Raw genomic sequence first — 11,844 nt, 5'->3', positions numbered from 1 at the left:
GAGCCGCTTATCGACCCTGGCGGCTGTTCTGGCGAAAAGGGACCGGTCGCAGTGCTGCGTCGACATCAGTTAGCCATACCATGGCGGAAAGCGATAGCGAGCCTCAGGTCAGAGGACCTAACTTGAATCCTCTGGGCGCGCCTCCTCGCGTTGAATAGCTTGACAATATTGGAGGGCCGATGCTCGAAACTGTAACGCAAGAGCACGCAGATGCGTCTGCTCGAATTCTCGCGGAGATAGCCTCTGGGCTGAAGGTCGTCGGTCCAGATACTGTCGGACGCGGCGAGACGATGGTGATTCGGTTCTCCCACTTCCAGCATGATGGATTTCTGAATCCACTTCTTAGTAGTTTCAGCTCGCTGCCTTTGGCTAACATAGATGCCACCCTTCCTGAAATTCCACACCTTCGCCAGACAACCCCTGAGAAGCTTCTTGAGCTGGCCGGAGGTTGGGCCGCACTCGACGACGTTGAAGCGATTCGCTCACGTAAGGCGGCAACTGTCTACGACCCTAAGCGGTCGAAGGAGGAGCAGCCATTCCGAATAATGATCTCGGCTAACGACAGCGTCGAGACGCAGATAGTTGCGGCGCTCTCCACCGTGGCGAGTCTTCTAGGTCGACAGAATCTAATTCGTGCGGACCAGCTCGATGTCACGTCCCTGACTGATGAAACCAACAGGCTCGACCTAACATCTCATCGCGGCGTTAAAGATGCGAACAGGGCGTTCGGGTGGAAGTTTGTAGCTGACCAGCTCCGGCAACAATCGATCGCTCAGGGAACGTTTCTAAATATCTCCTACAGTGGCCCAGCCTATTCCGCCAAGGAGATCGCGGAACGAGCACCACTAATGCGGTATATATACAACAGCAGGCCAGAGGTTAGATCTGCAGTGGATCGTGTTGTGGCAGCCATGGCAACTAACTTCCGGGTAACCGGCTCCGCTGCCGTGGAGGTTATGCAGCGCGCAAGCGAGACTGTCGAACGAACTCTCATTCGCAAATATCTTGCGCATTTCATGCGCGATCTCTTTGTGTGCGGCAACGGAATTCTCGACTATGGCGACAATCCGCTCACTGATATCAGACTAGTTCGCCCAGAAGACCTGCTTGGTCTCACGCCCGAGGGGGCGCCAATTGTCATTGATGGGGACGGCTCGAAAACTCTGCCCAAAGCAATGCACCTAAGCGGCTCCGATCAGATCGGTAGCCCGCTCGGGGTAAGCTATCTGGAGCCCTTTCTCGAGATTGTATCTGAACGCTCGATGTGGATCGAGATCCTACTAACCGGTCGTGTATGGGCTATTCGAAATGGAGTTCCAGGCATTCCGGAGGTGCGACGGGCCATCGACCTGTATCCCGAGATAGCAATTGAGCGCCTGAGTCACCTAAGAGGGCGCCTTGTGGAGGTCTTGGGCACTGTTTCGGATACCTTCGCTGACCCACCTAAGGACCTCTATTTCCCTGGCCAGGCGATGATGTCACCCGCAGTGAAACGGATTCAATTGGCTGGAGATGGCGCGAGATGACCGACAGTATCTCGGTAGCCATGCTTGTTATTCGTCGAGCTACAACGCGGATTCTTACGGCGGTAGCGACTGAAATTGCCCGCCTGCTAATGAAGTCTAAGGTCTTCCGAATTCGGCCGCGCCCAGTAGCGAAAATCTTGGTCCTGTTTGGTGCGAAACTGCTTTTGCCGAGGATTCGATCTTTCAATCTCAGTGGCGTTCGACCGAGTGAGCTCGTCGAGTGGATTGAGCGCGGGCCGCTGCACCGCTCGATAGCTGCGGATACGCCAATATCGGAGGATGAATTTTGGCATGCCGTCGAGCTGCTTGATGAGCCCAACGGGCCGCTCCAGATTCTGGTCTTCGCGTGGCTCCGGCAGCATCTTTCGGAGACGGCGTTCACGGCTAGCAAGGTGCGAGACGCGCTTCTAAAGCAGGACCTCCGAGGAAGTGAGAAGCTACCATTTCTCCTTGCCTGCATCGGAAAGATTGCTCTCGTCCTACCGCGAGAGGATGCCAGTCGGCTACTCAAGCGAACTCTGCTGATCGCGCTCACTCCCGTTGATCCTTATATTCGGACTCCGGCGACCTCATTTGCAAAGGACGCGGTTATCGAACTACTCGTAGCCTGGCCAGACCTAGATGAGCAGGCACTTCCTGTCTTCGAGAGTGGCACGAATGACGAGCAGGATCTGTTGCATTCGATTTTTTCGCTAGTCACACAGAGACGGAAAGAGCCGCGAGCTCAGAGCTTTGTGAAGTTTGCCGCGCCGAAGCCACTACAAGGCAGTCTTCTCCAGCAGGCGAAGCGGTATAGTTGGCTGGTTCCGGCGGCGGCAACCGGCGACTTGTCGCGCCCAGATCGTGTATTGAGACTAAAAGTACCCAGTTGGCTGATGATCCTGCTTGGGATAGCCTCAGTGCTCATATCTGCGCTAGCGCTTGGAATCCTTTCCTTCATTCTTGGCTGGGTAACTCCGCCGGTTGTCGTAGGGATCTCGCAGGCCGTGCCGTTTTTGGCCTTGCTTGTTACTGTCAATGTATTTTCGATAACCCTCTCCAATAACAGGCTGCCGGGCGGCATTGCCCGAGTGACGGCTCAGGGTTGGCAGGTGTGGAGTTCGTATGCTAGCGCGCTGCTTTTGATTCCTTTAGCACTAATGGATAATGTTTACAGGAGCGATGAACTCCAAATCTCTCAGAGGTGGGCAGCGATCGCCCTAATGTTGTGTTTCGCAGTCAGTATCGTGCTACTGATCCCTACGTTGTTGAGAACTACAGACCCTACGGTAGCCGCGGAAACCTATTTTCGGCGCCGGGTCGGTCAGAGCCGGCGGGCGGGAAGACGCTTTGGGCTTATGCAGTCAGAGTGTGTACGCATCAATCATGTCGCCGAGAGCGAGACTGGCATCCGGATAGAGGTTGACGCGGGTTACTCAGACAGGGCCGCGTTGATCCGGGCCACTCGACGCGGGTTTATCGTGCCAAGGCTGACGAGCGCATCGAAGATCCTTAGCGATCCGACGCAAGGGGTCAGGGAGCTCGTCATTCTGAAGCCAGTCGGCTCAGTGGTGAATTCGGGTGAGGTGATAGCGGCCGTCGAGCCATCTCCGGAAAGGATGCCGAAGGCATCAACTGTCCGCCGGATTCGGTCCAGCTTGCAGGTTAGGCCACTCGCGATCGTCGACCGTGTCGGCCGGGACTGTACTGCTCTGGCAAGTCTGTGCTTCAAGCTCGAGGACGAGGGCGACATAACTGCTGCCTTCTCGGTTGCTCCCTTGCCGACGGACCTTCTGTATACGTTTCACCATTCAGCATCGGTTGTGCGTCGGCGACGAATTAGGGACCTTGTGAGTGTTGGACGTGCACTGGCGCGGGAGACTGGTGACCCGCGTCAGAGCATCACCGAGTCAGACTTTGCGCGGATGCCGGTAAGTCATCCTGGTCAGGTTCTCGGCGATCTTGTTCTTACTAAGGCTCTGAGTCCAAAAGAGAGAAGTGATCGTAGTACGCAGATGGCCAAGAGATACCTCCAGTGCGGCGGCTTCTTTGATTCGACGATTCTCTACGCTGCGGGCAAGGTTCTGCGCGGTCCAAAAGACAAGGACAGTCTGGATGACTTCACATCGCTCGTTGTGGCGATTGGGCGCCGCTCCTTGGAGTTGGGGGATAGCGTCACTTGGGTCGAAACTCTCAGGTTGATTGAGAAGTACTTTGACGAGTCTAGGCGTTCCGAAACTGTAAGATTGGCCTCCTGGGCGGCGACGCGGGATACCAAGTTCTGGCGCCCTGCGCTGAAGCAGTACATGAGCTTGGTTGGCGCATTGGGCGAGAGTCAAGAAGTTGAGATAGTTGTCTGGGGGTATGGCACTATTGGTGCCACTGCACTCCGTAGCGGCAACTTGGAGTGCGCCGTTGAGATTGCGGAGCTAATCGACGCGTCCGGCTACGGTAACCTCTTTTCTGTTCTCCAGGGGAAGGAGTTTGTGAAGACCAGCGGATCGCGCGCCAGGCAGATGGGGTTGCCTCTCGGCGAGTGGCCCGAGGACGCGTACATTGACTTTTACGCTTTCGCCCAGAGTGTTTATGATGCGGATAAAGCGGTCGCTGTCTGACGGTGTGCCCGAGAAATTGCCTCTTAGTCCCGCCGTGCGGTCGATCGCCGCGGATGCCAATATATAGATGGATCGCTGACAGTGAATATGGGTGTTTAGCGTGTTCCGATGTATGCATTAGAGTATTCGATGAATGTCGTCAGCTGGGCCTTGCGGGGATCGAGCTGTGAAGCTGCGCTGAGGAAATCCTTAACGTATCTCAGATGTCTGGCCGATCGGAGTGGTCCTGCGCCGTCGAGCGCGCTGGTTGCCAACGATATCGCTAGATCTAGATCGCTGGCATGGAGTGCGCTCGCTGCGGAAACCATAGTAATGAATGCCTGAGTGCGTGGCGGTGTGATGCCTGGCCTTATCGCAAGACTAGCGAACTCAGTGGTTTCGATAGGACGGCAAAGGTCCCGAAAGCAATGCGCGGCCTCGCCGGCGAGCTCGGTCTCGTCGAAGTAGCTGATCCAGCTTGGGTCGTTGTCAGGATCGCGGGTGTGGAAGGCCTGCTCAGCGCGGGTGATTGCGCCTGCGGAGCCAGGTCCGTCGCCGAGTGAAGCCAGCGCTCTCGCTTCCATAGCGAGCAGCAGCGCCGCGACAGCTCCGGAGCGCTTGTGTCCCTGGATGGACTGTCCCGCTCGAGCGAGCTGCACCGCCTGGTCGAAGCGGCCCACATAGTTCGCCTGGTGGCTGAGGTTCGACAGAAGCCGTGCGCCCATGAGCGAGTCGCCGGCCTCCTTCGCCAGGCGGAGCGCGTAGACGAAGTACCTCTGGGCCGCGCCGTGTCGACCGGAGTCGTACGCGCTCCACCCGAGCATCTGCGCGAGCTCGGCGGTGGCGGAGAAGAGATCTCGCCCGGCGGGTCCGCTCGCCGCGGAGCGCAGGATCGGCATCACCTGGTTGCGGAAGAAGAACAGCAGCAGCTCCCGCGTGTGCCCGCCGCCGAGCTGGAAGTCCAGGTCCATCAGGTGATTGGTCGTGGTGCGGATGGTCATGGCGTCGAGCTGTTGCTTGTCCGCACCGGGGGAGCCGGCGTCGAGCGTCGATCCGCCGAACAGGTAGCCGGTGATGATGCCCGGGGCTGCGGACTTGTCCCAGCGCCCGAGCGGGGCGATGGAACCGGGGGTGGCGTCCGCCTGCGTGAGGGCGCCCAGGCTGGTCGTGGCGGTGTCGAGCGCCTCGGGGTAGTCGACCGTGGGACCGACGGCCGGCTCGCGCTCGAGCCCGTCGTCAGCGTGGAAGCCGAGATCGGCGAGGTTGAGGCTTCGGCCGGCTCGTTCCGACATGGCCACCGCGATGTAGTGCGCCGTCTGTCGCTTCGGCTGCATTCCCTTCAGGTAGCGGCCGATAGCGATGTGGTCCGTGGAAACCTGCTTGCCGTCGCGCGCAGCGATTTCCCGGACGCGAGCGGCGAGGCCCTTGTTGCTGAACTTCAGTGCGGCGAGGGCCGAGGCCAGCATGCGATTCGGCTCGTCCACCTGCCCACCCCCAGGTCGCTGCGGGTCCCGTGCACCCCCTGTGCACGGATGCACCCCCTGAGCACACTGTAGATCCGCGCCGCGTCCCTGTTTGCTGAATGAGTGCAGAGAGCATTCGCAATGGTGAACGAATCAGGAGGGGCGCTGGTGAGCGTCCTGGGACTCCAGAGCTTGGAGGCGAACGTCGAGATCGGACAGAGCTCCCCGGACGAAGTCCGAGAGCTCCTGCAGGCGGGACTCGAGGTCGCCAGTGGACGCGGCCGGCGGAGTGTCCGGGGTCGCGGTCACGTAGACCGCTTTGCCCGGCTGGCCCTTGACGAGTCCCTCGTTGCGGAGCTCCTTCACAGCGGCCCGCACGACCGTCGTCGAGGCGCCATACCTGGTGGTGAGCTGGCTGGTCGAGGGCAGTTCGCTTCCGACCGGGTAGGTCCCGCCGGCTATGGCTGACCGGAGGTCGTCGGCCACCTCGAGATAGCGGGGGCGGCCGGTCGGTGCGGTCACGTCGTCGTCCTCCGAGGCTCTGAGCAAGGCGCAGTGCGCACATAGTGCGCCATCCCTCAGAGGGTGCTCACCCGGATGCACCTTGTCCAACTATGTATGCAAGGCACACAATGCACGTACGGATCGAGCGAGGAGAGGTCATGTCAGTGGGGGAGACCAGGGCGAAGCCGACGTTCTACGACGTCAAGGCCGTCGCCGAGATGTTCCACATGTCGCGGATGACGGTGTACCGGGCCATCCGTGACGGCGAGCTGGCCGCGGTCCGGATCCGTGGGCGCTACATCGTCCCGGCCAAGGTCATCGAGGCGCTCATCGCGACGGCCGAGTCCGCCGCCGAGCAGCAGGCGGAGTCGACGAGCTGGCTGAGCGAGGCGTCCCAGTGAACCGGCGGGACCCGAGCAGCGCCAACGTCGTCACCGCGGAGGTCTGAAGCGATGCACGCAGTAGGAGTTCTGATCTTCGTCGCCATCCTCGGCGCCTTCATCTGCGCCAAGGTCCGTTCGGCCGGGGGCGCGATCGCGTTCTCCCTGCTCGCGCTGGTGCTGTTCATCGCGACGCCGGTGGGCCAGGGCCTGCCGGACGCCATCAGCTCGTTCCTGACCGCGATCGACAACGCCTCGACCCCGGCCCTGAACGGCGGGCAGGAGGCGAGCGTTGGTCGATGAGCAGCGCATTTCCGCAGGTCGAGCACAGGAGCCGCGGTGATTGACGCGGCGATGTCAACGCAGTCAGAGGTGGGTCGGCCCGGCGACGGGTTCTTGGCGGGACACAGCCGCCGGGCCGTTCTCCCCGCACATCAGCAGACGGCAGGAGAGGTTCGATGCTAGAGCGAGACGACGTCGGTATGCCCGACGACACCCGGGATTGGCGGCGCGAGGCAGCGTGCGTCGGCACGGATCCCGAGCTGTTCTTCCCGACCGCGGAGACCGGGCCCATCCGCGAGGCAGAGGTACTCAGGGCGAAGCGTGTCTGCGCCGGCTGCCCGGTTCGCACGGCCTGCCTGGACTGGGCGCTGGACAACCTCGCCCACGGCGTTGCCGGCGGCTGCACCCCCGCGGAGCGGAGCCGCATGCGTCAGAAGCGGTTGCGGCCCATCGAGCCGGGAGCAAAGCGGCTGGTGGAGATCCGCGGACTGTCGATCGCGCGCCGAGGTGAGCTGGCGGCTGCGGGCAGGCGGGCGCTGACGGCCGGAGCGTCGCGAACCCTGGTGATGCAGGCCTTCGGTGTCACGCGCAGGACGGTGGACCGTTGGGCGGCGAGCCTGGGTTCCGAAGGAGCCGAGCGGGCTGAGTCGCGATCGGTCGCCGGCGGTGCCCGATGACCGGTCAGCGGGTCCGCGACGTGGTGAGGCGACTCGCTGTCGAGGAGTTCGGGGCGCAGCTGATCGTGGAGCCGATTCCCAGCTACCAGGTCCTCACCCGCAGCCGCCTCGACGATCCACTCGCCGGCATTCGGTCTGCCCGCGAGGTGCAGGCCGTCGCGCGGCGCGAGCTGCTCGACTTCGTGAACGAGGCGCGGGCCGCGGGACGGTCGTGGGACGAGGTCGGTGCCGCTCTCGATCTCCCCGACGGTCCGGACGACGAGCCGCGCGGTGAGGCGGCTTTCGTCCAGGTGATCGAGCGCCGAGAGGCCATGCCCAGTCAGGACTTCTTCCGGGTCCCGGCGACCTCGTGGCGGTGCGGCTCGTGCGCCTCCGTCGTGCAGGACCGAGGCCCCTTCGAGTCGCACCCGGAGGACAACGAGAGCGGTCACGCGAGCGACTGCGCGCGGCAGCAGGCCGCGGTACAGGAGTGGCGCGAGCGGACGGGATGGGAGGAGTGATGGCGGGCCTGGACGTACTACTCAGCCCGACCCCGCTCATCCTGCTGGGGCTGGCCGGCGCTGCCCTCGTCGCGTGGGCGAGAAGGGCGCGCGGGCTCGCGGCGGCGCTCGCGCTCCTGGCGCTCTTCCCGTTCTGGACGATCGTGCAGGCTGTCACCTGGCCGGTTCTCCTGATCGCCGCGGTTCCTGCGCTGTGGATCGTGCGGTACCGCTGGACGAAGTCGTCGTCGACCGTGACCCGTTGGGGCGCACGGTCGCGTCGGAAGTCCGGTGTGGCCTCGACGGCGGACGTGTTCCGCTTCGCCGGGTCGGCCGCCATGCTCCGGCGCGCAGGCACAGTCCGGCCTTCCCTGGCGGGGGCTTCCAAGCGGAAGCTGCTGGCGTTGCCGGTGCCCGAGGTGGCCGTGAGGCTGTGCCGATCGGGGGCGCAGTGGGTCTGGTCGTCCGTCGAGGACGTGGTGATCACGGTCGGTGGGCCGCGGACCGGGAAGTCAGGATGGCTCGCCGGCCAGATCATCGACGCTCCCGGCGCGGTGCTGGTCACGAGCACGCGCCTGGACCTGCGCGAGCTGTGCACGCCGCACCGGGAGCGCAAGGGCCCGGTCTTCACCTTCAACCCGGCCGGTCTGGGCGGCGTCGCCTCGTCGATCACCTTCGACCCGCTGACCGGGTGCGAGGACCCTGTGGCCGCCGCCGAGCGGGCCGCGGACCTGCTGTCGGCCGTGTCCTCTCGAGGGAACGGAGGCGACCGCGAGTACTGGGAGCTGCAGGGGCGACGGGTGCTGGAGGCGCTCCTGCACGCCGCAGCGCTCGGGCACCGGTCGATGCGCGAGGTCCTGGACTGGACGGCCAATCCCGAGTCGGGGCAGAAGGAAGTCACCGGGCTGCTGCGACGGTCGCCCGAACCGGCCTTCCGGGTGTCGTTCGAGCAGTTCGTCGGTACCAACGACCGCACCCGGACGTCCATCACCTCGACGATCATGCCGACGCTCGGCTGGCTGACGTCCGCCCCGGCGCGGGAGGCAGCCGGCCTCGGGCCGGAGGGGGCTCGGCCACTCGACGTCGACGAGCTCCTGGCGATGCACGGCACCGTCTTCCTCCTCGGCGGGGAGGAGTCTCACGCGGCACCTCTGGTCACCGCGCTGACCGGCTACGTCGCGCGCGAGGCTCGCCGGATCGCCGCGACGCAGCCCGGTGGCCGTCTCGATCCCGGTCTGCGGCTCGCTCTGGACGAGGCGGCGCTGATCTGCCCGGTCCCGCTGGAGGCCTGGACGTCGGACATGGGCGGACGCGGGGTGTCGATCCTGATCGTGGTGCAGTCCCGGGCCCAGCTACTCGCCCGCTACGGCGAGCACGGTGCGGCCACGATCATCAACAACGCCGGCGCGATCATGGTCTTCGGAGGCACTCGCGACCGCGAGGACCTGCAGTTCTGGTCGACGCTGACCGGCGAGCGTGACGAGCCGGCCGAGACCCTCGACCCACGTGGCCGGACCGTGGCCCACACGACCCGCAAGACCGCGGTCCTGGCGCCGGCCCAGATCGCGAACCTTCCAGCGGGCAAGGTCCTCGTAGTCCGTCGCGGCATCGCTCCCGTCGTCGGACGAGCGCAGATGGCATGGCGGCGTCGAGACCTGCGCTGGTCGCGGTTCAGCAACCGTCGCCCTCGCGCCGCAGCGCGACTCGTCGGCCTGGCCGAGCAACTGCCCTTCGCGACCGGTCTGGCCTCTCGGCTGGTGCCGGGCTGGCCCGGCCCGGTGTTCACCCGGCCGGCGCTCGCCCGGCTGCCCGGCGACGCGCTCGTCGTCGACGGCCAGGTCGTCGACGTTCCAGGGTCGGCCGCTCTGCTGGACCTGCCCGGATCCGACATCGAGAGCCACGAAAGGAGGTCGGACGATGAACCCCGACACGACAGCCGCTGACGCGAAGTCCGGGCCGAACCAGCTGGACGCGTCGACCCCCGAAGAGCCGTTGACCGCTGCGGACCTCGTCGGGCGGATCGTCGCCGACACCGGCCGCGACCCGGAGTTCGCCGAGCGGATGGTCCGCGACTACCTCGACGAGACCAGCGCCAGCCTGGGCGTATCGGTCCACCAGTGGAGCCTCGATGAGGGTGATCTCGAGGAGATCCGCCGCGGCTACGAGTGGATCGACTACGAACGCGGCGAGAACCCGACCACGGCGCGGGAACGAGCTGCCGACTACGCGGTCGGGTGGGCCGAGTACGCCGCGACCATCGACCGTGACCACAGCCCGGGCCACGCCTCCCGTGCACATCAGCAGGCGGTGGAGTGGGCCGAGCGTGCCCAGGGGTTCGAGCCGGTCGATGCGGACGTCGACGAGCTCGAGCGAGCGCGAGACGCGGTCGCCGAGGTGCGCCAGCCCGATGAGCCCGCGGTGCACCACACCGAGCACCACGACGGCGAAGGCGATGCGGACGGGTGGTCGTCGTGATCCCGCCCGAGCCCGACTCGTCCGATGTCGCCCTGGCCGGTCTCGCCCGGGAGGTCGACGGCCTGCGCCGCGAGCTTCTCCCGCTGCGGACGCTCCCCGGACGGGTCGATGAGTTGGCGCGCCTCCTGGCCGACCTGGCCGAGTCCGTGACCGCCCTGCGGTCGCGGACCTCGACTCCGGCCCTCTCTTGGCTGATGGCGCCTGCGGATCCGTCCGCGACCGGTGAGCTGCTGAACGAGGTCGCCGCCTGGCTCGGCGCGGTGTACCTCCGCTACCCGGACGCGGTGGAGTCGTTCCCGGACTGCTGGTGCTGGCACCCGCACGTCGTAGAGGAACTGCTCTGGCTCATGCACGCGTGGGCTGCGGCCTACCAGGGGCCGGCGGCGTCCGTGGCGCTGGCAGGGGACTGGCACGACCGGCTGCGCCCAGGTGTGGTTCGCCGGATCAAGGCCACCGCGGGGATCTGCTCGCAGGAGAACCACCAGACACGCGACGGGTGGCCCGAGGTCCCGGCCGGTGCTCCGGTCGTTCCCGGTGACGACCAGCTCGGAGCGCTCGCCGAATGGTGGGCCCACGATCGAGACGAGCCCGCGCCCGAGCCGACGCCCCGTGCCAGCGGTGGAATCGCCGCGTCCATGCGAGGGCGGTGATGAACGGGAAGGCCGCGCGATCCGTCGTCTGGCTCCCGGGACTGGCTGTCGCCGCCGGCGCGGCGGCAGCCACCGCGCACGGGCTCTACGAGGTCGCGGTGGCCTCGCGGGTGCCCGCCGGGATCGCGTGGCTCTATCCGCTCATCACGGACGGGCTCGCGCTCGTCGCCTACGCGGCGACGGCGCGGCTCACCGGCTCGGCCGCCCGGTACGCATGGACGGTCGTCGTGGTGGCCGCCGGACTGTCCGGGCTCGCCCAGGCGATCTACCTCGCGGCGGACGAGACCCTCGAGGCATCTCCAGCGGTCCGGTTCGGCATCGGCGCGTGGCCTGCCGTCGCGGCTGCCGTGGTGGCACACCTGCTGTACCTGCTCACCGAGCCACCGGTCGTTCACCCTCGGGCTGAACAGGCGGGTGTACAGCCTGGTGAACAGGCTCCTGTACAGGCGCACGCCGTTCAGCAGCCGCCGGTGGCTCCCACCGAACTCCCGCCGGTCGAACCCGCGAAGCCGGTCGAGTCCCCGCAGCGTGACCGCGCCCAGGACGAAGCCCGCGCCCACCTCGCCGAGCACGGCCGGCTCCCGACCGTCTCCGAGCTGCAGGACCGCGCCGGAGTCGCCCGCGGCACCGCAGCCAAGGCCCTCAAGGGCCTCCGCGACGAGCCGACAGCCCCTCATCCACTCCAGCTCGTCCGAACTCCCCATGACGACGAGAACACCGACTCCAGGACCACCTCATGATCACCTCAGTAGCACCGACGACGACCGAAAACCAGACAAAACGACCAAGATCAACGCGATCACACCAAGGCATCACGATCCGACGGGCGGCCTGC

12 protein-coding genes are annotated in these 11,844 nt (G+C 65.1%); 10 read left to right on the top strand and 2 right to left on the bottom strand.

Annotated features, from left to right (window positions below; all coding sequences use genetic code 11):
• The first annotated feature begins 179 nt into the window (after nt 1–179).
• Together ABD324_RS22775 and ABD324_RS22770 are read left to right on the top strand one after the other, a co-directional pair.
• Nucleotides 180–1,526 (top strand): hypothetical protein, encoded by a 1,347-nt coding sequence (locus tag ABD324_RS22775; protein ID WP_344420605.1) that lies wholly within the window; start codon nt 180–182, stop codon nt 1,524–1,526.
• Nucleotides 1,523–4,120 carry a hypothetical protein gene (locus ABD324_RS22770; RefSeq protein ID WP_344420602.1) on the top strand — a complete coding sequence of 866 codons (2,598 nt, stop codon included), beginning with the start codon at nt 1,523–1,525 and terminating at the stop codon, nt 4,118–4,120. Before ABD324_RS22775 ends, ABD324_RS22770 begins: the two co-directional genes overlap by 4 nt.
• A 95-nt stretch (nt 4,121–4,215) precedes the next feature.
• On the opposite strand, the gene ABD324_RS22765 is transcribed toward ABD324_RS22770, so the two are convergent.
• Nucleotides 4,216–5,583, bottom strand: coding sequence for an NsdA family TPR-like regulatory protein (locus tag ABD324_RS22765; RefSeq protein ID WP_344420600.1), 1,368 nt, complete (start codon nt 5,581–5,583; stop codon nt 4,216–4,218).
• A 132-nt stretch (nt 5,584–5,715) separates the two neighbouring features.
• Entirely contained in the window at nt 5,716–6,084 is a 369-nt protein-coding gene (locus ABD324_RS22760) for a winged helix-turn-helix domain-containing protein (protein WP_344420597.1), read from the bottom strand.
• Between the two features lie 140 nt (nt 6,085–6,224).
• Between ABD324_RS22760 and ABD324_RS22755 the strand changes: the two genes are divergently transcribed.
• From ABD324_RS22755 to ABD324_RS22720, 8 genes are all read left to right on the top strand, one after another.
• Entirely contained in the window at nt 6,225–6,467 is a 243-nt protein-coding gene (locus tag ABD324_RS22755) for a helix-turn-helix domain-containing protein (protein WP_344420594.1), read from the top strand.
• A 51-nt stretch (nt 6,468–6,518) separates the two neighbouring features.
• The gene (locus ABD324_RS22750; protein ID WP_344420591.1) at nt 6,519–6,749 is read left to right on the top strand and encodes a hypothetical protein; all 231 of its coding nucleotides are present in this window, start codon (nt 6,519–6,521) and stop codon (nt 6,747–6,749) included.
• 179 nt (nt 6,750–6,928) lie between these two features.
• Entirely contained in the window at nt 6,929–7,405 is a 477-nt protein-coding gene (locus tag ABD324_RS22745; RefSeq protein ID WP_344420588.1) for a WhiB family transcriptional regulator, read from the top strand.
• A complete protein-coding gene (locus tag ABD324_RS22740; protein ID WP_344420585.1) occupies nt 7,402–7,905 on the top strand; it encodes a hypothetical protein in 504 nt (167 codons plus the stop codon). Before ABD324_RS22745 ends, ABD324_RS22740 begins: the two co-directional genes overlap by 4 nt.
• Entirely contained in the window at nt 7,905–9,827 is a 1,923-nt protein-coding gene (locus ABD324_RS22735; protein ID WP_344420582.1) for a type IV secretory system conjugative DNA transfer family protein, read from the top strand. Before ABD324_RS22740 ends, ABD324_RS22735 begins: the two co-directional genes overlap by 1 nt.
• Nucleotides 9,802–10,359 carry a hypothetical protein gene (locus tag ABD324_RS22730; protein WP_344420580.1) on the top strand — a complete coding sequence of 186 codons (558 nt, stop codon included), beginning with the start codon at nt 9,802–9,804 and terminating at the stop codon, nt 10,357–10,359. Before ABD324_RS22735 ends, ABD324_RS22730 begins: the two co-directional genes overlap by 26 nt.
• A complete protein-coding gene (locus ABD324_RS22725; protein WP_344420577.1) occupies nt 10,356–11,009 on the top strand; it encodes a hypothetical protein in 654 nt (217 codons plus the stop codon). Before ABD324_RS22730 ends, ABD324_RS22725 begins: the two co-directional genes overlap by 4 nt.
• On the top strand, nt 11,009–11,749 hold the full coding sequence (locus ABD324_RS22720; RefSeq protein ID WP_344420574.1) for a hypothetical protein: 741 nt from the start codon (nt 11,009–11,011) through the stop codon (nt 11,747–11,749). Before ABD324_RS22725 ends, ABD324_RS22720 begins: the two co-directional genes overlap by 1 nt.
• The last annotated feature ends 95 nt before the right edge of the window (nt 11,750–11,844 follow it).

Source organism: Pseudonocardia ailaonensis (assembly GCF_039531635.1).
Taxonomy (GTDB): Bacteria; Actinomycetota; Actinomycetes; order Mycobacteriales; family Pseudonocardiaceae; genus Pseudonocardia; species Pseudonocardia ailaonensis.
This window is presented reverse-complemented; position numbering and strand designations above follow the sequence as displayed.